This is a genomic window from Halobacillus sp. A1 (assembly GCF_024189295.1).
In the GTDB taxonomy this organism is placed as follows: domain Bacteria; phylum Bacillota; class Bacilli; order Bacillales; family Halobacillaceae; genus Halobacillus_A.
Map to the genome: position 1 here is coordinate 173,706 of NZ_JAIZEN010000003.1, position 21,965 is coordinate 195,670.

Here is a 21,965-nt window from a genome sequence, read left to right on the forward strand (position 1 = left end):
ATAACGCGGGAGTTTACGAACCGCGTGACAACAGCCATTAATTATACGGGGATTTGTATTGACTTTCAATAGAATTATATAATCATACTAGAACGATGGTCATTTAGGTACAATAGTATTAACAGGATCGCTGAAGGAGCTGTTTGCATTGAAATCTGATATTGAAATCGCCTTAGAGGCACGTATTGAACCCATTAAAAACATCGCAGAGAACCTATCATTAACTCCAGATGAATGGGAGCCGTATGGTCATGATAAGGCCAAACTTTCACAACACATTTTGAATAAATTTCCTGATAAAAATGACGGGAAAATCATATTGACTACATCAATTAACCCGACTCCGGCGGGAGAAGGAAAATCTACAGTCACTGTAGGACTGGGGCAGGCTTTGAATTTATTAGATAAAAAAGCAGTAATTGCTCTGCGCGAGCCTTCTCTTGGACCTACGATGGGACTGAAGGGGGGAGCGGCTGGAGGTGGTTATGCCCAGGTTGTTCCTATGCAAGATATTAACTTGCATTTCACCGGTGATCTTCATGCGATAACAGCAGCCAACAATGCACTGGCAGCCTTCATCGATAATCACATCCATCAGGGAAACGACTTGAAAATTGATCCGCGTCGAGTGGAATGGAAGCGCGTACTGGATATGAACGACCGGGCACTGCGTGAAGTGGTCGTCGGCCTCGGGGGACCTGCGAAGGGGGTGCCGAGGGAGGATGGCTTCACTATTACTGTAGCTTCTGAAATTATGGCAGTCCTTTGTTTAGCCAGTGATTTGCAAGATTTAAAAGTTAGATTATCGCGCATCGTCATCGGCTACACCTACAATAAAGAACAGATAACGGTCAAACAGCTGGGGTTTGAAGGTGCACTTACTTTATTGCTTCACAAGGCCATGAAGCCTAATCTTGTTCAAACTCTGGAAAATACGCCAGCCATCATCCATGGCGGACCTTTTGCGAATATCGCTCATGGCTGCAATAGTCTGATCGCAACAAAAACAGCTGCGAGATTAGGGGACTATGTAGTTACAGAAGCAGGTTTTGGAGCAGATTTAGGGGCTGAGAAGTTTTTAAATATTAAAACACGCGCCGGTCAATTCGAACCGAGTGCCGTCGTCATCGTGGCTACTATTAGAGCCTTAAAGATGCATGGAGGTGTAGAAAAGAGTCAGCTGGACAACGAGGATTTAGACTCTCTTACTCGGGGAGTGGCCAATCTTAAGAAGCATATGGAAACGATAGATCAATTCAACCTTCCATACGTCATAGCTATCAATCGTTTTCCTACTGATACTCATAAGGAAATTCAGTGGTTGAAGGATTGGTGTGACGATCAAGGCGTCGCTTCTTCCTTAACCGAAGTCTTTACTAAAGGGGGAGAAGGCGGGGTTGATCTAGCTGAAAAAGTGATGAAGTGCTGCGATTCTAAATCGGGAAGGTTTACTTATACTTATGATCTACAAGATTCTACGGAAGAAAAAATTCATAAAGTGGCCGTGAAAATATATGGAGCCGGCCATGTAGAATATACCTCAAAGGCTAAGAGACAATTGGCACTGTTGAACAAGCACGGACATGATCAATTGCCTGTCTGTATGGCAAAAACACAGTACTCTCTTTCAGATGAGCCTGGACTGTATGGACGTCCTCAAGGATTTACAGTTACAGTGAGAGAATTAAAAGTGTCTGCAGGGGCAGGTTTCATCGTTGCTTTAACGGGGGAAGTGATGACTATGCCCGGCTTGCCGAAAAAGCCGGCTGCATTAAATATGGATGTAACAGAAGATGGCACGATAACCGGATTATTCTAGCCTCGTAAGCTGCTGTTTCACATCCTTTTTTCGGGAGAGGAGGATTACCATTGAGCATTCGTATCGGGTTAACGGGTTGGGGAGATCACGCTACTCTGTACCCTGACCAAACTAAACCAGATGAAAAACTATCCGTATATGCCTCTCATTTTCCAGTCGTTGAGGTAGATACTGCATTTTATGCTATCCAGCCGGTCACCCATTATGAAAAGTGGCTGAAACAAACGCCGGATAACTTCTCTTTTGTCATCAAAGCGTTCCAAAAGCTGACCGGCCATGACCGTGAAACGAGAACAGTCCAAGAAGCGAAGGATCTTATCAAAAGATATGAAGAATCAATCCAGCCTGTGGTGGAAGCGAATAAGGTACAGGCTCTTCTGTTTCAATTCCCGCCATGGTTTGATGTGCGAAAAGAACACATTCAAAAGCTGAGGCTGATTAAAGATTGGCTTGAACCTTATCCGCTTGCCTTAGAATTCCGCAACCGGTCTTGGTTTACCGATAAATATAAAAACCAAACGTTGGATTTCATGAAGGATCAGCAATGGATTCATACGATATGTGATGAACCTCAAGCAGGGGAAAGTTCTGTCCCATTAGTGGAGGTACCTACTCACCCTGCACAGACACTGGTGCGTTTTCATGGAAGAAATGTACATGGATGGAACAAGAATGGAAGAAAAGACTGGCGTAAAGTAAGGTTCTTATACAGGTATAACGAACAAGAACTGAAAGAATGGAAGGAAAGAGTAGATAGACTGCAGGCAATAACACCTGAAGTAACGCTGCTGTTCAATAATAATTCAGGAGGAGATGCGGCAGATAACGCTAAACAAATGCAAGAACTTCTCCAAATCGAATATGAAAATTTAAACCCGAGACAAATGGATCTTTTTCAATTTTAGAGGTGATAAAATGAATCAGGAACACGTCATCCAGTCTATAAAGAAACTAGTTCATGAGCACTTTGCTGAAGACCCTACCGGCCACGACTATTATCATATGGAACGTGTCGCCAAATGGTCGCTTGCTATTGCACACGATGAAGGAGCCGATCTTTTTGTAGCAGAGGCAGCAGGCTGGCTCCACGATATAGGTGATGCGAAATTGTTCGATCATCCTGAAACCGCCTTAGAAGAACTGAGGGACTTCCTTCTCACTCTTCAATTAAACGAACAGAAGATAGATGATATATTCACTGCCATTAAAGATGTTTCCTTCGCAAAAGGCACTGTACCAGAAACGCTAGAAGGAAAGATTGTCCAGGATGCCGACCGGCTTGACGCTCTCGGTGCAATCGGGATCGCCCGGACATTTGCTTATGGAGGTAGTCATAAACAGCTGTTACACAGTGATCAAAGCTCCACATCCATTCAGCATTTTTATGATAAACTGCTCACATTATCATCCAACGTGCACACTCCTTTTGCAAAGAAGGAAGCAGACAAACGGCACAAATATATGTTAAATTATTTAGAGCAATTTTTTGAAGAATGGAACACAGAGGGAATTTAGAGAAAGCTGGTGAAGCTCGATGAACAATGAACAAACATACTTAGAATTATGTAAAGAAGTGCTGAATAAAGGGTCGGTCAAAGGTGATCGCACGGGTACAGGAACGTATTCTTTGTTCGGATATCAAATGCGCTTTGATTTACAGGAAGGATTTCCTTTATTGACGACTAAAAGAGTACCTTTTCGCTTAATTGTGAGCGAACTTTTATGGTTTATCAAAGGAGATACGAATATCCGTTACCTGTTGGAGCACAACAATAACATATGGAATGAATGGGCCTTTCAATCTTATGTCGAAAGCTCGGAATACGAAGGACCGGACATGACCGATTTTGGCAGACGTAGTCAGCAGGATGAAGAATTCAAAGCTTCCTATGATAAAGAAATGGCTGAATTCAAAGAAAAAGTGTTGAACGATGACAGTTTCTGCGAGCGTTTTGGTGACCTGGGATCAGTCTATGGCAAACAGTGGAGAGCTTGGGAGACAACACGTGGTGACACTATCGATCAGCTTAAGGATGTCATTTACAACATTAAACATAACCCTGATTCGAGAAGGCACATTGTTACAGCCTGGAATCCAGAGGATGTCCCTTCCAATATGGCTTTACCTCCGTGTCATATGATGTTCCAGTTTTATGTAGCTGATGGAAAGTTGTCCTGTCAGTTGTACCAGCGAAGTGCTGATATTTTTCTAGGCGTACCTTTTAATATTGCAAGCTATGCTCTTCTTACTCATTTGATTGCGAAGGAATGTGGTTTGGAAGTAGGCGAATTCGTTCACACGCTAGGAGATGCCCACATCTACGCAAACCATATCGAACAAATAGAAAAACAGCTGTCAAGAACACCGAAAGAAGCTCCAGAATTATTGTTGAATAAAGAAATAGAGAGCTTGTTCGATTTTGAAGTGGGAGATATTAAATTGGAAGGCTATGATCCTCATCCCGGGATTAAAGCTCCAGTAGCCGTGTAAACTTTTTATTAAAAAAATAGATATCAGCGAAGAGGTGAGGTTATGATTTCTTTTGTATTTGCAATGGATAAGAATCGTTTAATAGGAAAAGACAATGATTTGCCTTGGCACATTCCCCGGGATTTTAAATTTTTTAAAGATACGACCTGGGGGCAGACGATTATCATGGGGAGAAAAACTTTCGAGTCGTTCGGGAAGCCTCTCCCGGAGCGGAAGCATATAATTTTGACTTCTGATGAAAACTATGAAGTGGAAGGCTGCGAAATCATTCATTCGATAGATGATATTATCCGCATGAATCAAACGTACCCTGACAAAGAGTGGTTTGTCATAGGAGGCAGTGTACTATTTGAGAAAATGCAGCCTTTCGCCGATCGGATGTATATGACGTATATTGATCATGAGTTCGAAGGAGATACTTTTTTCCCTGAATATGAGGAAGCGGATTGGCATTTAGTGGAGGAGAAGAAAGGCATCAAGGATGAGAAAAATCCTTATGATTATTATTTCCGCATTTACGACCGTGTGAGATTATGAGCGTTAACGATGTGAACATTTGTGGCGCGGTCCTTGCCGGCGGCGGCTCTACAAGGATGGGAACAGATAAATCTCAAATGACTCTTGGCGGTCAGAGGGTGCTTGATAGGATATTTAACACGTTGGAGAAGGTTGTCCCTCGTGTATTTGTAAATTGTAATTACACTGTAGAACCCTATCTATGCATAAAGGATCAGTACCCTGGCAACGGACCTCTAGGAGGAATCCATGCCGTCCTCGATGCGGCCGATGAAGGTTACGTCACGATTTCAGCCTGTGACACACCTTTTATCGACCCACAAATAATAGAAGCTATAAAGCAACACATAACCCCTTATACCGATGCGGTCATCCCTGTATATGGAGGCCGGGTTCAACCGCTGTCTGGCATATATCATCAAAGCCTGGCTCCACTCTGTGAGGAGTTGATTTCCCGTGGAGAACGAAAAGTGGTCTCTCTTTTAGAAGAAGAGAGGTGTCGAGTCACGTATGTACATGATTTTACCGGTATGTCAGAGGAAACGCTTGCCTGGCATTTTTTCAATATGAATACAAAAAAAGACTTTGAAGAAGCGCTGATTCATTTGGAAAAATCCAGTATCGATAAAGACAACCGCCATCAAACGTGATATGATAGACAAAGATTGATATATGGACCATGTAAACGTTTAAGCTTATGTTTATATAAAGGAAGGTGACTCTATGTTATCTAGCATCGGTATACCAGGATTAATTTTAATTCTTGTCATTGCACTAGTGATTTTCGGACCGAAAAAGCTCCCAGAAATAGGAAAAGCTACAGGAGAGACTTTGAGGGAATTCAAAAAATCTGCACGTGATTTGACCGAAGATGGAAAAGAAGAAGTGTCGGAACCTAAAAATATCATAGACGGTAATAACTCTAGCCAGCAAAAATAATCATCATACTGGAGTGTTGAAACATGCTATCGAGTATTGGCGTGCCAGGTCTTTTACTTATATTGATTACCGCTTTAGTCGTTTTCGGTCCCGCTAAACTTCCTGAGATCGGGAAGGCGTTCGGCAGTTCCTTAAAGGAATTTAAGAAAGCTACTGGTGATTTAATGTCGGATGAGCAGTCCTCTGCTAAAGAAGACAAAAAAGGTAAATAAAGAAGATGTAAGGGGCTTCCCTTACATCTTCTTTATGTCAGGCCGCTAACTATAGCCTGGGAGGATGTAGATCATGTCAGATAACAGTAATTCCAATCACGACCTGGAAATGAATATAACCGATCATTTAACCGAACTGAGAAGACGGATCATTTGGTCGCTTGCATCATTCATCATATTTTTTATCGCAGGGTTCGTCTACATTCGTGAAATCTACAGCTTTCTTGAATCGGACATCCCTATAAAACTCAGCGTGACAAGCCCTGGTGAAATCATTTGGATTTATTTCACGCTTGCAAGCATTATAGCTCTCATTGGCTCTCTGCCTATGTTAAGTTTGCAGCTATGGTTATTTATCAAGCCGGCCCTCACTCCAAAAGAAACGAAAGTGTCACTGGCTTACATACCTGCCATATTTTTGTTGTTTGTGTCCGGGTTAGCTTTCGGTTACACCGTTTTTGTGCAGCTGATTTTACCCTTCTTACTTTCACTGAACGACGGCATGTTCAATGAACTGTTTACTGTGGAACGTTATTTCCGGTTCGTCTTTAGAGTGACCATTCCGTTTGCTCTACTCTTTGAAATCCCGATATTTGTCATGTTTCTGACAAGCCTCGGAATTCTGAATCCAGAGCTTCTTGTTAAAATACGAAAATATGCATATTTCGTATTGATCATTATTGGAACGATGATTTCACCGCCGGATTTCATTTTGCAGATCGTAGTTGCAATTCCACTCATTATCTTATACGAAGTAAGTATAATCCTTTCCCGTATCGTTTATCGTAAAAAACTTAAAGCGCACAGGGAATTCATGGAAGACAGTGAAAGCTAGATTTTATCTTGAAAGACTAACTTTTGCTATAACAACGTAAACATGTTAAAACTATACAAAAGAGACTGCAGGGAGGGGATCTGTAGTGAGATCGTTCTACCATTACATGATGAGATACAGGGGCAACAAACAAATAGATGATGAAAGACAGCTGGCGGATTGGATGTTTGAAGATCATAGTTTTCCTAAACAGGCAAAATCTTATGATGAAATCAGCAGCTATTTGGAGTGGAATGTGCCATTTCCTAATGCGCTTGCAGTATTTGATCGTTTATATGACGCTTACCAAATCGAAGAAAATTAACTATGAAGATACCTTCTCACAGGTATCTTTTATTTTTTCCAGGTGCCATAAAATCTAGTATAATGGTTAGTAAGAGTTTTATAGAGAAAGTAGGGTATTTATGAGAATTTTACATACAGCCGATTGGCACCTTGGTAAAATCGTCAATAACGTTTATATGACAGATGATCAAGCTTATATTCTGGATCAGTTTATAGATATAGTAAAAGACACACAGCCTGATGCAGTAGTGATAGCCGGTGACTTATATGACAGATCCATCCCTCCTAAGCAGGCCGTTGACTTATTGAATAAAACATTGACTAAGTTAATCAACGATTTACAAATTCCCGTTCTCGCGATTTCTGGGAATCACGACAGCCCAGACAGATTGGAGTTCGGTGCGCAGCTATTTCGCAAACAAGGGTTTTATTTGGATACGAAGCTATCTAGTAACTACGAACCCGTGACGTTTGAAGACGAATATGGTCCTGTTCACTTTCATCTAATTCCTTATGTGGAACCCGCAGAAGTCGCTTACATGCTGAAAGATGATTCTATAAAAAGTCATCAGCAGGCAGCGGAGCGGCTGATTGATTTCATTATGGAGAAATATGATAGAAACGAACGTCATATTTGGGTCGGACATGCCTTCATTGCCGGAGGAATGGAATCTGAATCTGAAGAACGTCTTTCGATGATAGGCGGAAGTCCATATGTGGATGCGTCATTGTTTGAAGACTTCTCTTATGTAGCTTTAGGTCATTTACATCAGGCCCAAAGAATCAAGAGAGAAGCCGTCAGATACAGTGGTTCAATCTTGAAATATTCCTTTTCGGAAGTGAACCATAACAAATCAGTGACTCTTGTAGAATTGAAAGATCGCGATGGTTTCACCTTCGAACAAATCCCTTTGCTGCCTAAGCGTGACTTTGAAGTGGTAGAGGGCTATTTTGATGATTTGATGTCAGGCGGCAGTGCAAAAAGTGACGAGAACTATTTGCACATACGTCTTCTAGATGATGGTCAAATCCTTGATCCAATGGGAAAACTGAGAAAAGTGTACCCTAACATCCTTCATTTGGAGAGGGCCTCTTTCACTGCATCAAATCAAAAAGAAAAGGTGCAGCAGCTTCAATCAAGACAGAAACTCAGTCCTCTCGAGTTATTTTCAGCTTTTTACGAAGATATTAAAGGAGATGAGCTGCCTGAACAAAGGAAGCAATTGATCCAGACCGCGATAGAAGATGTGCGAGCGGCAGAAAGGGGGAAATAGCATGAAAGCCATCCATTTGACGATGAATGCATTTGGCCCATACAAATATAAGCAAGTCGTGGATTTCACACAACTTGGAGAAGAATCTATATTTTTGGTGACCGGCCCTACCGGCGCTGGTAAAACTACGATTTTTGATGCGATGTGTTTTGCACTTTACGGAAGAGCAAGCGGAACCGATCGCGACCAGGATACACTGAAGAGTCATTTTGCAAAAGATGACGAGACAACTTATGTGAATTTCGTTTTTATGCTTCGCGGCAAACAATACCGTATTGAACGGATGCCGAAGCAGTGGAAGAAAAAGGAGCGGGGAGAAGGCTTGAAAGAAGAGCCGACACGTGCTCAGTTATATTTGATCCAAGACGAAGAAGAACGTCTCCTAGCTTCAAAAATCAAAGAGGTCAATGAAACGATTGAAGACCTGCTGCGCCTTGACTATGAGCAATTCAGAAAAATGATTATGATCCCTCAAGGTGAGTTTCGGAAGCTTATATCAGAGAATAGTAAGGAACGAGAAGATATTTTACAAAAAATATTTCACACTCATTTCTACTCCCAATTGACTGATCACTTCAAATCTCTAACTAAAAACTTAGAAGAACAAATGAAGCAGTTCGAATGGAAGCTGGAGCAGGAAACCGAAAAGATTCAATGGGACCGGGAAGAAGAAGTTACGGAAAACACACCTCATAAAATCGTCGAACGGTTGGAACGTACACTCACCCATCAAAGGTCTCAAAAAACAACGGAAGAAGAACAGCTTAAAGTTTTAAATAAAGCGACAGAAAAAGCCCAGGAAAATTTTCATCACTCAAAAAACATTGAAGATCTATTCGTCGAACAAGCTAAGCTTCGTGAAGAGAAACAATTATTGAATGAAGAACAAAAAACTATGGACCAAATAGATATATCAATCGAACTGGCAAAGCGCGCTGCAGAAGTCCACCCCTTCAAAAAACAAGTGGATGAACGACAGCAAGAAAAACAGCGTCTAGAGAAACAATTAGAAGCACAAAAGATACAAGTGGAACAGTCCGGAAAGAAGTTTGATAGTGCCAAACAGTTGTATGAAAAAGAAAAGTCTAATCAAGAACATAGAGAACGATTAAAAGAAGATATGAAAAGAAAACAAGAAATGCTTGATCGACTGGGGCAAGTGCTGACACTTGATCAATCGGTGCGTGAATTGGAGAACAAACAGGCAGGCCTTAAAAGGGAACAGAATGAAATAAATCATCATAAAACATCCAGTCTTGAGGAAAAAGAAAGGCTCAACAAATACGCTTCGATGGAGAGAGAAGTTACGACAACTTTATATGAGGCAAAAGAAAAAAACACAGAGATCTTTCGACAGCTTGACCACATCAATAAGTTAAGAAACGAATGGAAAAAGCTTCAGACTTTAAGAACGAAGTATCAAAATTTAAGGAATGAAACAAGAACGGTTCATACACAAAAAACAGACGCAAAGAAACATTATGATCATGCGATTGAAGAGCTGAAGCAGCACCGTGCTTACCATTTAGCTTTAGACCTCTCAGGCGATCAGCCTTGCCCTGTATGTGGGTCAAGCGAGCACCCATCGCTGGCCGAACAGCCTGAAGGTGTCAAATCAAATAAAGAAATCGATGAGTTGAAGTCGCAGTACGAAATGGCTGCACATAAGTATGAACAAAAATATGAAACAATGACAACGGCGAAAGCAGAAGGTGAGTCTCAAAAGCAGATCGTAGAAACATTGTGCAAGGAAATCTCTCACCTTAAAGTTGAGGAGCTTACGGATGAATTGATAGAAAAGTATCACCGCAAATCATTAGATGCTTCTAATGACCAAAAACGCCGGACCGAAGAAGCTGAGAAACAATTAAAGCAAGCTCAAGAAGCGGCTGACCTTCTTAAGAAAGTGGAAGAAAAGCTCCAGCGATGGCGTGAGCAGGAAGAAGCACTTATAAAACGCTCTCACCAATTGGAGCAGGAAAAGGTTCAAGTCGAAACTGAACTCCATCACCTTAAAAATACGTATGCGTTTGAAACATTTGATTCGAAAAGAATGGAAGAGCGTGCGAGCGAAGCTGCAAAAAGGTATGAACGGGTCGTCAATGAATGGGAAAAAATCCAGGAAGATTATCAAACGTTCCTTGAGCAATACCAGACGTCCATTACAAAAAAAGAAGAAACCAAGCGATACTTTATGGATTCGAAACAAGTTCTCCAGGAAAAAGAAGAGCAGTTCCACTTGAAGCTTGAACAATTTCAGTTCCAATCGGTCGAACACTATACATCAGCTTTAAAGCCGGCTGATGAAATCCAGCGCATGGAAGATCGCATTCAGTCATTTGAAAAGCGCAAGGCAATCGCAGATGAACGGTTACAGGAATTGAATACCAAATTGGCTGACCAGTCGCGCCCGGATCTTGATCAAGTACTTGAAGTTTGGGAAATGAAAAAAGCAGAAGTCGAAAAGCAACAACAAGTCGTTCACCATTTACAGGTTGTCTGCAGCCAAAACGAGACAGTCGCAGATACGATGAAAAATCTACTGGCAGAACAAGAGGATTTTTCCCGTCAATATTATGATTTAGCCGAGCTGTCCAACCTGGCAAGAGGGGATAATCCTTTAAAACTTTCCCTTGAACGATACGTTCTAGCCTCTTATCTGGATGAAATTCTGATTCAAGCCAACATTCGTCTTGATCAAATGAGCGACCACAGATACCAATTGACCCGCAGTGATGCTGTCGCAAAACGAGGAGCACAAAGCGGTCTGGACTTGGAGGTCATCGATCATCACACTGGTCAAAAACGTTCAGTCCGAACCCTGTCAGGAGGGGAGGGGTTCAAAGCAAGCTTAAGCCTGGCTTTAGGAATGTCAGACGTGGTGCAGTCTCATGCAGGGGGAGTACAGTTGGAAACGTTATTCATCGACGAAGGTTTCGGCACACTGGATGAGATTTCTCTAGAGCAAGCGATCGGATGCTTAAGAAGTCTTCAGGATGGGAATCGAATGTTAGGTATCATTTCACATGTCCCTCAATTGAAGGAAGAGATTCCTGCCAAGCTGCAAATCCACTCAGGCCCGGAAGGATCTACAGTAGAATTCACTTTTCAATGATCATTAAATAAAGGGGGAATTATTATGTCTACACCACTTTCCATGGAATGGACACTCATAACCGGTGGTAAAGAAAAGCGTGTCAATCCGGACGAAAATTTATTTGAGATCACGTTTGAAGGCTACAAGCTGTTTCCGATGAATGAAACGATTGAAATTAAGAGAAATATCCGAGCAGATCAAATCGGTTCAGGGGAAATCAAAGAACTTTTACTTAAAGATAATACAACTATTTGCAAGTATCGATTAATTTCCCTGCATTCCGTCAATTAAATAAAAAAGCTTATCACACGTCGTGTCACTTCCTGCGGTTGCCCGGGAAATAAAAACCTAGGAAATAAAGGAGATTGTTGTGCAAATATTCATCAATGATTGGGCAGAAATTTTATCTGAAGAGTTGAATAAAACATACTATCAAAAGTTGAGAGAGTTTCTAAAAAAAGAATACGCGACTGAACGAGTTTTTCCGCGAATGGAAGATATTTATGCGGCTTTCCATCATACGCCTTACGAACAGACAAAAGTTGTGATTATCGGACAGGATCCTTACCATGGCGAAGATCAAGCCCATGGGTTCAGCTTTTCTGTGCAAAAAGGAGTGGACATTCCTCCCTCTCTTCAAAACATATTCAAAGAGCTGAAAAGCGATACAGGAATAGAGCCGCCAAATCATGGCAATTTGGTATCGTGGGCTGAGCAGGGCGTCCTTTTACTGAATAGCGTGTTGACGGTACGTGCCCATCAAGCCAATTCCCATCGTAATCAGGGATGGGAAGTATTCACTGATCGAGTGATTGAAGCTCTTAATCAGAGAGAACGGCCAGCCGTATTTATTTTATGGGGGAAACCCGCACAGCGAAAAGCAGCTTCTGTCGATACGAGTAAACATCTAGTTTTGCAGGCGCCCCATCCAAGCCCATTAGCAGCCTACCGTGGTTTTTTCGGGAGTAGACCGTTTTCTAAAGCGAATGAATTCCTTGAAAGCAAAGGACAAGACCTGGTGAACTGGCGTATCCCCGATTAAATATCCATAAAGGCAAAGGCCCATACACCCTTTCTCCATCGAGCATAGGCTATGTTATGACGAGTTACGGAGGGGTCTTTATGTATCGTAATCAACCATTTTTCGGCCCTGCTAGAAATGTACCAGGCATACAACCTCAACAGTTTCAAAATATGAGAGGAATACTTCCTAATTTTTTAAGCGGGGGAGGTTCTGCTCCGGGAGCCGGAGGATTCGGACAAATGCCTTTCTTCAGTCCGCAGGCTCAAGTTCCAGCTGCCGGGGCCGGGGGGAATTGGCTTAATCAAATCCAGGGAGCCTTGAAAGCCATGCAGACTGCAGGTCCGATGATCAAACAGTATGGACCTATGGTGAAAAATATACCTGCTATGATTAATATGATGAAGCTGATGAACGAATCAGACGATGAAGAAGCTGAAGATGAGGAATCTGAAGAAAGCAGCGGAAGTAAGAAGGAAGAACCTAAAAGAAAACACACAAAAAAGGTCAATTCTAACCATAAGCAAAGGAAACGGAATAGTCCTGAAAAGGTGGAAAAGAAGAGAGAAAAGCAGAGGGAATCCTCTAATCAAGGAGTGTCGCAGCCTAAGTTATACATTTAGGCTGTGCATGTTACTTGATTTTTTCTTTTTTATTAGCAAAAATAGAAGATACGCATTGAACTTATCGATAATGGAGGTTCTCATATGAAGCAACAATATAAACAAGCAACGTTCGCTGGAGGGTGTTTCTGGTGCATGGTCGAGCCCTTTGAAGAACGCCCGGGTATCATTTCGGTGAAATCGGGTTATACGGGAGGTCACACTGACAACCCTACTTATATGTCCGTGATTACGGAAACGACAGGCCACCGTGAAGCGGTTCAAATCGTATATGATCCAAGCATATTCCCATATGAGAGGATAGTCGAGATTTTCTGGCAGCAAATCGATCCTACAGATGCTGGCGGTCAGTTTGCCGATCGAGGGGAATCGTATACGACAGCGATATACTATCATGATGATGAACAGAAAAAGATAGCTGAAGAAAGTAAGAAAAGTATTGAAGCATCTAATAAATTCAAAGGCGAGATCGTAACCGATATTTTGCCAGCGAAAACTTTTTACGAAGCTGAAGAGAAGCATCAGGAGTACCATAAAAAAAATGCCTATCATTATAAAAGATATAAAAAAGGTTCTGGCCGTGCAGATTTCATTAAGGATCACTGGCACGTAAATAAGGACCAAAAAGACCTTAAAGAGAAACTGTCTTCCATTCAATATCACGTAACGCAGGAAAACGGCACAGAGCGCCCTTTTCAGAATGAATATTATGATCATGAAGGTGAAGGAATTTACGTCGATATTGTATCTAAAGAGCCTTTATTCAGCTCAAAGGACAAGTATGACGCAGGCTGTGGATGGCCGAGCTTTACAAAACCGATTGAAAAACAACAAGTGAAAGAAAATGTCGATACCTCGCATGGCATGGTGCGTACAGAAGTGCGCAGCGATAAAGGAGACTCCCATCTCGGGCATATTTTTGAAGACGGCCCGTCAGATCGAGGAGGAATGCGCTACTGCATTAATTCGGCGGCTCTCGAGTTTATCCCTAAAGAGCAACTGGATGAGAGAGGTTACGGATTTTTGAACTACTTATTCGATTGAGTGAAAGCAGGCCGACTTAGTGCCTGCTTTTTTTACTTAGTTGGTTTGGTATACTGTATATATGCCTGACATAAGGAGATGAACGCTGTGGGTAGAAAAAAAGCACTTACAAAAGAAGAACTTTTCCAGACGACAGGACAACTGATCCGGACTGATGGCATTCATGGCGTTCATTTTAAAAAGCTGTCAGAAAAACTTGAAGTTGGCCGAAGTACACTTTACGAGTACTATCGGAACAAGGATCAGCTGTTGATCGCTTATTTGCGCGAAATTATGAATGAGATGAATGGACGCATTGAATCTATTCCTCATCATCTAAAAGCCAATGAAAAGCTTCGGAAATTTTTATTTATACTCCTAGACCATGCTCAAATCCATCAGGTCGAAAGAATGATCAGGGATATTCAAACGAGTGATCAGGAGCTTGCCGCGTATTATATGGAACAATTAGCCGAAGAACATCAAAAGGCTTATCAAATTATGATCGATTGGATTGAAGAGGCGAAGAGAGAGGGAATCTGGTCCGCGGAAGTAGATACGGGGATTATTGCCGACATTATTTTTCACGCGATTTTGTTTCCACATAAAAATAAAGTGGGGAATGAACAAATGGCAGATCAAATTTTGAATTTGATTGAACACGGTGTGGCTGCGCATAAATTGACAAAATAACCTCGCTTCCAACTCAGAAGCGAGGTTATTATTTATTTGAATGGATTTTTCCATTCAGTGAGAAGCCCGTAATTACAGGATTCCTTATCATCAATATACTCAGCGATCGGCCGCACAGGTGATCTTCCAGCTTTAAATAAAAAAGTGAGAACGGGATCATGAATTTCACTTTGAAGGATGAGGTTGACATATTCCTCCGGAGTGTATTCATTCTCGTATTTATGATAAGAAGGCATCCGTGCTCCTCCAATGAGTCGATCCAGCCCTAAGTGGACAACGGTTTCATACATAGCCTGAGTCAATTGGCTGCCTAAACCTAATGAACGATATTCAGGATCAACGCAAATATCTACAACATACAGCTCTGGACCGTTCTCATCATGTGTCCTCATAGTCCCATTTCCTGTGATTTCTTCCCACTTATGATCCTTTTGATCATCAACCGTACATCTCATAGCTGTCATTGATCCTGCGATGATTCCTTCGACTTCAATGCAAAGACATCCTTCTGGGAAAATGCTGATATGCTCTTGAAGCTGAGATTGATTCCACCACAAGTCTGAAGGGAAGGGAGGAGGGAAGGCTTTCTTTTGCACCTCAATCAGGCGTTCAAAATCGTTGTCATTGTAATTACGTATATGTAAGTGGTTCAGACGTTTACCTTTTGCATCATATCCATAAATCCATTTATCCATTATGTTTCACCTCTTCAACTGTTTGTAAATTAGTATAGCATGTCTCTTTATGAGAATGGTATTTCTCTGTTTTTGACATTATCTCGAATTAAAGATAAAATTCTAGAGTAGGTACTAATGAAGGGAACTATATTAATGTTATGTAAACTATATGATGTTCAGGAGGGGAAAGGTATGAAGATGAAACATATTTTTAAAGAAGGTCGTTCAAAAGATAGTCCCGTACTTCTTTTATTGCACGGTACTGGAGGTACAGAAGAAGATTTGATACCTCTCGCTCAAATGATCGATCCAGAAGCGGCTGTCCTATCTGTTCGGGGGAATGTGTCGGAGCAGGGGATGCCCAGGTTTTTCCGTCGGTTACGAGAAGGAGTATTTGATGAAGAGGATCTTGTATTCCGTACACAAGAATTGCATGAGTTTCTAGATGAAGCGGCTTCAGCGTACGAATTCAATAGAGATCAAGTCGTGGCGGTCGGCTATTCGAACGGTGCAAATATAGCCGGCAGCTTAATGTTCCATTATGAACAAAGCATAAAAACTGCTATATTGTTCCATCCTATGGTTCCTAGAAGAGGAAACGACCTCCCTGATTTAACTCAGACCCGTGTATTTATTGGAGCAGGGGAAAACGATCCAATTTGTCCTGCTCAAGAGACTGTGGACTTAAAGGAATTGCTCGAAAGTGCGGGAGCTGACGTTACGACCCACTGGGAACGGATGGGGCACCAATTGACAGAAGCAGAAGTGAATAAGTCTGCTGAGTGGTATGAGTCTAAATTATGAATTGAGTTGTAAGCCCATTCCTTGTATTATAGAGCTTGAAGGAGGCTGTTTTATAATGATTCATAAAACTTGGGACCAGACAGAACCGATTAAAAAAATTGAATGTGTTCATAATGAAGCGAAAAAGTTTGTCGTAAGCAATGTACTCACACCAGGAAAAGTTTACGACGTTCAAAACGAGAGTGAAGAGTTTTATTTCGTCATTGACAATTCAGGCCGTATCGGCGGTTTTTATAAAGAATATTTCAAAGAATTATAAAAACGATAGAAAGTTATAAGCTTCGCATCAGTCTGTCGAAAATTAATCGACAGACTGATTTTAAATTATATAGTTAAACCTCAGCAATCCTCACCTATCTCCCCAAGTTAGATTTATGCTTAGACCCGCCATCAACAATACTCTTTTGCTATCGAATGCTCATTTAAACTTCCTATAAAGGACAACAAAATTCTCCGGTTTAATTTTTTAAACTATCACTGGAATTTGATTTATAGTTAAATGTTCAATTCTGCAAGACATTTTTAACCTGGATGATCCATCTCATCTATTCTTTTATAAATCGGTGATGAATAGGTTGATAGAATTACGGTTACAATAGAATTGAGTATGTTTAATTTTAATTTAATGCTTTCGAAAGATCACTTCTTGTCAAGTCGTATTTCTTCATTGATAATAGAAGTAAGAGGTAAGAATAAAGGGGGAGTCATAATGGACAAACTTATTTTAGTACGCCACAGTGAGACAGAGGGTCAGCATGAAGACTCACCGTTAACAAAGTCAGGTGTCCGGCAAGCTCAAGTATTAGCCGCATTCCTGGACAATTCAGGATATGAAATCAGCCGCATCATCTCAAGTCCATTCCTGCGTGCAATCGAAACCATCAAACCGTATGCTATGGATAAAGGGATTGAAATTGAGCGGGACGAAAGACTGGAAGAACGGATTCTAAGTCACACTCCACTGGACGACTGGGAAGAAGTCCTTTATGACACATTCGAAGATCCAGAGATGAAAATGTCTGGAGGCGAATCCTCCATTGAAGCTAAGGAACGAGCGCTCTCGCTTATTGAAGAGCTTGAAGAAGAACAGGGAAATATCATTTTGGTCACTCACGGAAACCTATTAGCATTAATCATGCAAAAATATAAAAGAGAGTTCGGATTCAATGAATGGAAACGGCTATCACGCCCTGATATATTTCTAGTTCAGAAACAGGGAGGCGAATATACAGTCGAAAGGGTTTGGCAGGAATAGACGAATATCGCGGAATTTAGCTAACCGATTGCGAAATTCGTCTAAAATCGTTATCATAAGTAAAGTAGTCTTGTTTAACAATCCCGTAAATGGTGTATATGAATAGTGTGCATCCTTAATTTTTCTAGAGAAGGAAGGAGGAGATTCACGTGGCTTTTGTTATTACTTCCCCTTGTAAAGACGAGAAAGCTGGAGAATGTGTAGATGTTTGTCCAGTAGACTGTATAGAAGAGGGTAAAGATATGTTTTATATCGACCCATCAATCTGCATTGATTGTGGTGCTTGTGAAGCGGTATGTCCAGTTGAAGCAATTTATATTGAGGACGAAGTACCTGAAGAAGAAAACAAATACATCGAATTGAACCGCCAGTATTTTGAGCAGCAGTAATAGACACATATTAAAAAAGTCATCTCTATGTAGCATAGGGGTGACTTTTTTAATAGGTGAAAAGGAGTAACTTCTGTTCCGGAAGGGTATGGATTAGTTATAAAAGGGGGAAATTATCATGGGTAAACTTAAGAATAAATCAGCGATTATTACAGGTGCGAGCAGTGGTATAGGTAAAGCGATCGCCGAACACCTTGCACAAGAAGGGGCAAACGTCGTATTAGCTGCAAGACGTGCCCATAAACTGCAGCAATTGGCGGAAGATGTAGAAGATAAATATGGAGTCCGTGCAATCGTCAGTGAAACAGACGTTACGAAGCGTTCGGATGTTGAAGAATTAGTCAAACATACAACAGATAAGCTTGGCAGTGTCGATATATATGTAAATAACGCAGGTGTCATGTTATTGTCATTTCTTAAGAACGATCACGTCGATGAATGGGAGCAGATGGTCGACGTGAATATTAAGGGTGTGCTGTTTGGCATCCATGCCGCCTTGCCGCAAATGCTTAAACAAGAATCAGGGCATATCATCAATGTTGCATCTGTAGCAGGACACGAAGTTTTTCCTTCAAGTACAGTCTATAGTGCGACAAAGTACGCCGTTAAAGCTTTATCTATGGGCATGGAAAAAGAATTGTCCCGCTCTGGGGTCCGGGTTACAAATGTTTCCCCGGGAGCTGTTGATACAGAATTGACCGAACACATTACAGACGGTGATGTCATTGATATGTTCAAAGATCGAGATATGACTCCTTTGGATTCAGAGGATATTGCAAGCGCAGTGGCTTATGCTGTCACTCAGCCTGCGTCCGTAAATGTCAACGAACTTATTGTACGTCCTATGCATAAGAAATAAGAAATAAGAAAACACACCGCAGAGAACTGTGGTGTGCTGGATGATCAATAGACAATCTTAAACTTTTTATGGCCTTCTTCTTCTTCAAAAGCCCGTTCATCTATTTTATCAATTTTTATGAACGGGCTGGGGCCATCCTTGATTTCTTGAAGAAAGGCTTCGAGATCATCACCTTTTCCTTCGGCCTCAATTTCTACAGAACCATCTTCTTTATTTCTGACCCATCCGGTCAGCTCCTGTTGTCTGGCGATGGATTGCGCGGTGGCCCGAAAGCCTACTCCCTGGACTCGACCGTGAAAGACCCATTGTTTTCTTGGCATATCAACACCTCCATAGTACTTTACCTTTTTTAATGAAACTAAAAACGTAAGTGAGTTGATTTATTTTGCATGAAATCCATATACAGCAAATTGAAGGGTTTGAACTCGGGCATGCTCAGTCTACAGAAGCAGGGACAGGGTGCACTGTCATCTTATCAAAAAGCGGGACTGTTGCAGGGGTAGACGTACGAGGCGGGGCTCCCGGGACGAGAGAAACAGACCTTCTAAAATCAGAAAACCTTGTCCAGGAGGTCCACGGGGTTTTTCTTTCTGGAGGAAGTGCTTATGGGCTTGCTGTGGGCCAAGGTGTTATGAACGTGTTAGAACAGGAAGGAGCAGGTTTCAATGTTGGAGTCGCTAAAGTGCCGATCGTTCCAGGAGCTATTTTATTCGATTTGGCAGTAGGCGCTTCCGATATACGCCCGGATGAAAAGATGGGGGAGCAAGCGGCTCTGAATGCGCTCGGACACCATTTCTTTGAATCAGGAAACTACGGAGCCGGGACAGGAGCTTCGGTAGGCAAAATCCTTGGTTTTGAAAAAGCTATGAAAGGCGGATTAGGGCATTTCGCCGTGCAGGTTGGTGAGCTGAAAGTAGGGGCTGTCATAGCAGTCAACAGCTTTGGAGATATTGTTGATCCCACTTCAGGTGAAAGATTAGCCGGAGCCTATAGCAGAGTAAAGCAGGAATTTTTATATACGGAATCCATATTACTGAATAATTTGAACGGCAGCCATGCGAATCGTTTTAGTGAAAATACGACTATTGGTACAATTATTACTAATGCTTCAATGACCAAGGCTGAAGCAAATAAACTGGCGTCGATGGCACATGATGGGCTGGCCGTAACAATGAAGCCTTCCCACACGTTTGTTGACGGAGATACTTTATTTACGATGAGCACGAACGAGAAAAAAGTTGATTTAAATACATTAGGTTATTTATTTACGTATGTCGTGGAGCGGGCGGTCATTAATGCTGTACAATCGTCTGAAAGCGCCTATGGGCTCCTCTCATACAAAGAATTACAGTTGAGGTGAAAAAAAGTGCTGGTTTTTGTCTATGGTACTCTTTGTCGCGGAGAGTTGAATCACAATGTTTTGAAAAATTCTAAATTAATAAGTGAGCAAGCATGGGTGAAAGCAAAAATGTATAAAAGCCCATCGTATTATCCATTCATAAAAGAAGATGAGCATTCACTTGTTTATGGAGAGATATATGAAATCAAGGAGGAGTTATTGCCGGCTGTCGACCGCTTGGAAGGTTATCGTGAAGATGATCCTAACTCTCTCTTCCTCCGGAAAAAAGTGACGGCTTACACGGAGGCCGGTGATTATGAAGTCGAAACGTATATAGGTGGTGACCGTTTTGAGACCGAACACTTTATTGAAGGTGGAGATTGGAAAGTCGATCAAGCTTTAAAACAGAATCATTTGAATTATTTTGCGTACGGATCTTGTATGGATAATGAACGATTTATTCATGCTGGAGTCGATCATTTATTCGAAGAAGTGAAAGGACGATCGGTACTTGAAAATTATCAAATGATGTTCACTCACCATCTTGAGGACGGAGCGCGAGCAGATATTGGGGAATCGCGCGGCGAACAAGTAGAAGGTGTACTCTATAAAATAGACGCGGATGCGCTGAATTATTTGTACTACCGGGAAGGAGTATACTCCAGTTCATACAGGCCAACCGTTGTTTATCCTTATCATAATGGGGAATATGAACGAGCAATAACGTTTACTGTGATTACAAAAGAAGAGGAGATTGCTGCTCCGCTTCATTATGCAGTTGAAATTTATAGAGGAGCCAAACAATATCTATCACCAGGATATATAAACAATATCGTTACTAAATTTACTAAAAAACTTCCCGTACAGGGTTTCAGGGATTATATGGAGAGCGAAAAAAGGAAGAAGGGAAAAATGAATGAAGACTGAATGGAAGAAATATGTTACCAGGGACTTCACTCATCTTCATTACGCGCACTTCTCTAAGCCGAGTAATGCGGAGCACCGTGCTTTCATAATGATTCACGGTGTGACAGCTGAGGTCGATCATCATAAGGAGCTGGCGGCATCTTATCATGCCGGCGGTGATGTTTTCCTTCCGATCCTGAGAGGTTACGATAGTGAAAATGAACGTGGAGACCTTTCCTATCTCGGACAGTACGACGAAGACCTTATGGACTTTATCCATTACGTACGAAATAAGGGTTTTTCTGAGATTATATTGGCTGGTCATTCCATGGGGTGCGCCAACATTCTACGTTTGATTAATAATAATAAAACACTGGCTGATTTTTATGTGTTTATAGCACCGTATTTTCATCCGAGGCTTCCAGTATATCAAAACGATGCGAATGACCAATTCAAGCCGGAAACCGATGTCGATTTCGAAGTTTACTCTAAAAAGGCAACCGCCCTTGCTGTGCTTCATCGCTTAGGGTTGAACTTTTGGGATAAGAGTACAGTAGCCCTCATTCCTGATGAGTTCGGGGCAGAGGGAGGTACACTGGAATTGACCTTCCGATTAATCATGTCCAGATTTTTAGAGAAGGTACCGGAGAATCTATTGAAAGAAAAAGATAATTTTATCACATTTGTCGGGGAAAAAGATGAGGTGATCTTGCCAGAAAAACTAAAAAAATGGCATCAAGAACAATTTCAAAAAGAGGTCATTTTAATTCCAGGCGAAGATCACAACCATATCCTTCATCATTCCACTGTTCATGACAAAATAGCTTCCACGATGAATAAACAGGTTTAGCGGGTGGTCGAAATGAAGCTTTCTGATATAATATAGGCAAAAGAGGAACGAGTCAGTC

27 protein-coding genes are annotated in these 21,965 nt (G+C 41.6%); 25 read left to right on the top strand and 2 right to left on the bottom strand.

Features of this window, described 5'->3' with window-relative positions:
• The first annotated feature begins 148 nt into the window (after nucleotides 1-148).
• From LF817_RS05255 to LF817_RS05335, 17 genes are all read left to right on the top strand, one after another.
• Nucleotides 149-1,819: a formate--tetrahydrofolate ligase gene (locus LF817_RS05255; RefSeq protein ID WP_253934725.1), complete on the top strand. Its 1,671-nt coding sequence runs from the start codon at nucleotides 149-151 to the stop codon at nucleotides 1,817-1,819.
• A 50-nt stretch (nucleotides 1,820-1,869) separates the two neighbouring features.
• Nucleotides 1,870-2,724, top strand: a complete 855-nt coding sequence (locus LF817_RS05260) for a DUF72 domain-containing protein (protein WP_253934726.1) — start codon at nucleotides 1,870-1,872, stop codon at nucleotides 2,722-2,724.
• A 10-nt stretch (nucleotides 2,725-2,734) separates the two neighbouring features.
• Nucleotides 2,735-3,334: an HD domain-containing protein gene (locus LF817_RS05265; protein ID WP_253934727.1), complete on the top strand. Its 600-nt coding sequence runs from the start codon at nucleotides 2,735-2,737 to the stop codon at nucleotides 3,332-3,334.
• A 19-nt stretch (nucleotides 3,335-3,353) separates the two neighbouring features.
• Nucleotides 3,354-4,310: a thymidylate synthase gene (locus LF817_RS05270; protein ID WP_253934728.1), complete on the top strand. Its 957-nt coding sequence runs from the start codon at nucleotides 3,354-3,356 to the stop codon at nucleotides 4,308-4,310.
• A 42-nt stretch (nucleotides 4,311-4,352) separates the two neighbouring features.
• On the top strand, nucleotides 4,353-4,847 hold the full coding sequence (locus LF817_RS05275; protein ID WP_253934729.1) for a dihydrofolate reductase: 495 nt from the start codon (nucleotides 4,353-4,355) through the stop codon (nucleotides 4,845-4,847).
• Nucleotides 4,844-5,476, top strand: a complete 633-nt coding sequence (gene mobA, locus LF817_RS05280; RefSeq protein ID WP_253934730.1) for a molybdenum cofactor guanylyltransferase — start codon at nucleotides 4,844-4,846, stop codon at nucleotides 5,474-5,476. Before LF817_RS05275 ends, mobA begins: the two co-directional genes overlap by 4 nt.
• 73 nt (nucleotides 5,477-5,549) lie before the next feature.
• Nucleotides 5,550-5,765, top strand: coding sequence for a twin-arginine translocase TatA/TatE family subunit (locus LF817_RS05285; RefSeq protein WP_253934731.1), 216 nt, complete (start codon nucleotides 5,550-5,552; stop codon nucleotides 5,763-5,765).
• A 23-nt stretch (nucleotides 5,766-5,788) separates the two neighbouring features.
• Nucleotides 5,789-5,977 (top strand): twin-arginine translocase TatA/TatE family subunit, encoded by a 189-nt coding sequence (locus LF817_RS05290; RefSeq protein ID WP_253934732.1) that lies wholly within the window; start codon nucleotides 5,789-5,791, stop codon nucleotides 5,975-5,977.
• Between the two features lie 73 nt (nucleotides 5,978-6,050).
• The gene (gene tatC, locus LF817_RS05295) at nucleotides 6,051-6,812 is read left to right on the top strand and encodes a twin-arginine translocase subunit TatC (RefSeq protein WP_253934733.1); all 762 of its coding nucleotides are present in this window, start codon (nucleotides 6,051-6,053) and stop codon (nucleotides 6,810-6,812) included.
• An 85-nt stretch (nucleotides 6,813-6,897) separates the two neighbouring features.
• The gene (locus tag LF817_RS05300; protein ID WP_253934734.1) at nucleotides 6,898-7,116 is read left to right on the top strand and encodes a YozE family protein; all 219 of its coding nucleotides are present in this window, start codon (nucleotides 6,898-6,900) and stop codon (nucleotides 7,114-7,116) included.
• Nucleotides 7,117-7,216: 100 nt separating this feature from the next.
• The gene (locus LF817_RS05305; protein WP_253934735.1) at nucleotides 7,217-8,371 is read left to right on the top strand and encodes an exonuclease SbcCD subunit D; all 1,155 of its coding nucleotides are present in this window, start codon (nucleotides 7,217-7,219) and stop codon (nucleotides 8,369-8,371) included.
• Between the two features lies 1 nt (nucleotide 8,372).
• Entirely contained in the window at nucleotides 8,373-11,486 is a 3,114-nt protein-coding gene (locus LF817_RS05310; protein ID WP_253934736.1) for an AAA family ATPase, read from the top strand.
• A 24-nt stretch (nucleotides 11,487-11,510) separates the two neighbouring features.
• A complete protein-coding gene (locus LF817_RS05315; RefSeq protein WP_253934737.1) occupies nucleotides 11,511-11,759 on the top strand; it encodes a DUF2584 family protein in 249 nt (82 codons plus the stop codon).
• Nucleotides 11,760-11,838: 79 nt separating this feature from the next.
• Entirely contained in the window at nucleotides 11,839-12,510 is a 672-nt protein-coding gene (locus LF817_RS05320; protein WP_253934738.1) for a uracil-DNA glycosylase, read from the top strand.
• 80 nt (nucleotides 12,511-12,590) lie between these two features.
• The gene (gene vrrA, locus LF817_RS05325; RefSeq protein WP_253934739.1) at nucleotides 12,591-13,112 is read left to right on the top strand and encodes a VrrA/YqfQ family protein; all 522 of its coding nucleotides are present in this window, start codon (nucleotides 12,591-12,593) and stop codon (nucleotides 13,110-13,112) included.
• Between the two features lie 84 nt (nucleotides 13,113-13,196).
• On the top strand, nucleotides 13,197-14,156 hold the full coding sequence (msrB, locus tag LF817_RS05330) for a peptide-methionine (R)-S-oxide reductase MsrB (protein ID WP_253934740.1): 960 nt from the start codon (nucleotides 13,197-13,199) through the stop codon (nucleotides 14,154-14,156).
• Between the two features lie 87 nt (nucleotides 14,157-14,243).
• The gene (locus tag LF817_RS05335) at nucleotides 14,244-14,828 is read left to right on the top strand and encodes a TetR/AcrR family transcriptional regulator (protein WP_253934741.1); all 585 of its coding nucleotides are present in this window, start codon (nucleotides 14,244-14,246) and stop codon (nucleotides 14,826-14,828) included.
• 32 nt (nucleotides 14,829-14,860) lie between these two features.
• Here the strand turns inward: LF817_RS05335 and LF817_RS05340 are convergent, their stop codons facing one another.
• Nucleotides 14,861-15,523 carry a GNAT family N-acetyltransferase gene (locus LF817_RS05340; RefSeq protein ID WP_253934742.1) on the bottom strand — a complete coding sequence of 221 codons (663 nt, stop codon included), beginning with the start codon at nucleotides 15,521-15,523 and terminating at the stop codon, nucleotides 14,861-14,863.
• A gap of 180 nt (nucleotides 15,524-15,703) precedes the next feature.
• Here LF817_RS05340 and LF817_RS05345 point away from each other — a divergent pair, with 180 nt between their 5' ends.
• The 5 genes from LF817_RS05345 to LF817_RS05365 all read left to right on the top strand — a co-directional run bounded on the left by LF817_RS05345 (nucleotide 15,704) and on the right by LF817_RS05365 (nucleotide 18,812).
• A complete protein-coding gene (locus tag LF817_RS05345; RefSeq protein ID WP_253934814.1) occupies nucleotides 15,704-16,309 on the top strand; it encodes an alpha/beta hydrolase in 606 nt (201 codons plus the stop codon).
• Between the two features lie 55 nt (nucleotides 16,310-16,364).
• Nucleotides 16,365-16,568 carry a DUF6501 family protein gene (locus tag LF817_RS05350; RefSeq protein WP_253934743.1) on the top strand — a complete coding sequence of 68 codons (204 nt, stop codon included), beginning with the start codon at nucleotides 16,365-16,367 and terminating at the stop codon, nucleotides 16,566-16,568.
• A gap of 450 nt (nucleotides 16,569-17,018) precedes the next feature.
• A complete protein-coding gene (locus LF817_RS05355) occupies nucleotides 17,019-17,564 on the top strand; it encodes a histidine phosphatase family protein (protein WP_253934744.1) in 546 nt (181 codons plus the stop codon).
• Nucleotides 17,565-17,713: 149 nt separating this feature from the next.
• Nucleotides 17,714-17,953, top strand: a complete 240-nt coding sequence (locus LF817_RS05360) for a ferredoxin family protein (RefSeq protein ID WP_253934745.1) — start codon at nucleotides 17,714-17,716, stop codon at nucleotides 17,951-17,953.
• Nucleotides 17,954-18,071: 118 nt separating this feature from the next.
• Nucleotides 18,072-18,812, top strand: coding sequence for an SDR family oxidoreductase (locus tag LF817_RS05365; RefSeq protein ID WP_253934746.1), 741 nt, complete (start codon nucleotides 18,072-18,074; stop codon nucleotides 18,810-18,812).
• A 44-nt stretch (nucleotides 18,813-18,856) separates the two neighbouring features.
• Here the strand turns inward: LF817_RS05365 and LF817_RS05370 are convergent, their stop codons facing one another.
• Complete coding sequence (locus tag LF817_RS05370; protein ID WP_253934747.1) at nucleotides 18,857-19,132, bottom strand: acylphosphatase; 276 nt, start codon at nucleotides 19,130-19,132, stop codon at nucleotides 18,857-18,859.
• A gap of 65 nt (nucleotides 19,133-19,197) precedes the next feature.
• Between LF817_RS05370 and LF817_RS05375 the strand changes: the two genes are divergently transcribed.
• The 3 genes from LF817_RS05375 to LF817_RS05385 are packed head-to-tail and all read left to right on the top strand — an operon-like array spanning nucleotide 19,198 to nucleotide 21,907.
• Nucleotides 19,198-20,172, top strand: coding sequence for a P1 family peptidase (locus tag LF817_RS05375; RefSeq protein WP_253934748.1), 975 nt, complete (start codon nucleotides 19,198-19,200; stop codon nucleotides 20,170-20,172).
• Between the two features lie 6 nt (nucleotides 20,173-20,178).
• Nucleotides 20,179-21,078, top strand: a complete 900-nt coding sequence (locus tag LF817_RS05380) for a gamma-glutamylcyclotransferase family protein (RefSeq protein WP_253934749.1) — start codon at nucleotides 20,179-20,181, stop codon at nucleotides 21,076-21,078.
• Nucleotides 21,068-21,907 carry an alpha/beta hydrolase gene (locus LF817_RS05385; protein WP_253934750.1) on the top strand — a complete coding sequence of 280 codons (840 nt, stop codon included), beginning with the start codon at nucleotides 21,068-21,070 and terminating at the stop codon, nucleotides 21,905-21,907. Before LF817_RS05380 ends, LF817_RS05385 begins: the two co-directional genes overlap by 11 nt.
• Nucleotides 21,908-21,965: the final 58 nt, after the last annotated feature.

Bases quoted from the DNA above. Each gene is read 5' to 3' on its own strand.
- LF817_RS05290 (WP_253934732.1), top strand. From the start codon at position 5,789: ATGCTATCGAGTATTGGCGTGCCAGGTCTTTTACTTATATTGATTACC.
- LF817_RS05310 (WP_253934736.1), top strand. From the start codon at position 8,373: ATGAAAGCCATCCATTTGACGATGAATGCATTTGGCCCATACAAATAT.
- LF817_RS05370 (WP_253934747.1), bottom strand. From the start codon at position 19,132: ATGCCAAGAAAACAATGGGTCTTTCACGGTCGAGTCCAGGGAGTAGGC.
- LF817_RS05340 (WP_253934742.1), bottom strand. From the start codon at position 15,523: ATGGATAAATGGATTTATGGATATGATGCAAAAGGTAAACGTCTGAAC.
- LF817_RS05270 (WP_253934728.1), top strand. From the start codon at position 3,354: ATGAACAATGAACAAACATACTTAGAATTATGTAAAGAAGTGCTGAAT.
- tatC (WP_253934733.1), top strand. From the start codon at position 6,051: ATGTCAGATAACAGTAATTCCAATCACGACCTGGAAATGAATATAACC.
- LF817_RS05285 (WP_253934731.1), top strand. From the start codon at position 5,550: ATGTTATCTAGCATCGGTATACCAGGATTAATTTTAATTCTTGTCATT.
- LF817_RS05355 (WP_253934744.1), top strand. From the start codon at position 17,019: ATGGACAAACTTATTTTAGTACGCCACAGTGAGACAGAGGGTCAGCAT.
- LF817_RS05385 (WP_253934750.1), top strand. From the start codon at position 21,068: ATGAAGACTGAATGGAAGAAATATGTTACCAGGGACTTCACTCATCTT.
- msrB (WP_253934740.1), top strand. From the start codon at position 13,197: ATGAAGCAACAATATAAACAAGCAACGTTCGCTGGAGGGTGTTTCTGG.
- vrrA (WP_253934739.1), top strand. From the start codon at position 12,591: ATGTATCGTAATCAACCATTTTTCGGCCCTGCTAGAAATGTACCAGGC.
- LF817_RS05305 (WP_253934735.1), top strand. From the start codon at position 7,217: ATGAGAATTTTACATACAGCCGATTGGCACCTTGGTAAAATCGTCAAT.
- LF817_RS05365 (WP_253934746.1), top strand. From the start codon at position 18,072: ATGGGTAAACTTAAGAATAAATCAGCGATTATTACAGGTGCGAGCAGT.
- LF817_RS05265 (WP_253934727.1), top strand. From the start codon at position 2,735: ATGAATCAGGAACACGTCATCCAGTCTATAAAGAAACTAGTTCATGAG.
- LF817_RS05275 (WP_253934729.1), top strand. From the start codon at position 4,353: ATGATTTCTTTTGTATTTGCAATGGATAAGAATCGTTTAATAGGAAAA.
- LF817_RS05345 (WP_253934814.1), top strand. From the start codon at position 15,704: ATGAAACATATTTTTAAAGAAGGTCGTTCAAAAGATAGTCCCGTACTT.
- LF817_RS05315 (WP_253934737.1), top strand. From the start codon at position 11,511: ATGTCTACACCACTTTCCATGGAATGGACACTCATAACCGGTGGTAAA.
- LF817_RS05350 (WP_253934743.1), top strand. From the start codon at position 16,365: ATGATTCATAAAACTTGGGACCAGACAGAACCGATTAAAAAAATTGAA.
- mobA (WP_253934730.1), top strand. From the start codon at position 4,844: ATGAGCGTTAACGATGTGAACATTTGTGGCGCGGTCCTTGCCGGCGGC.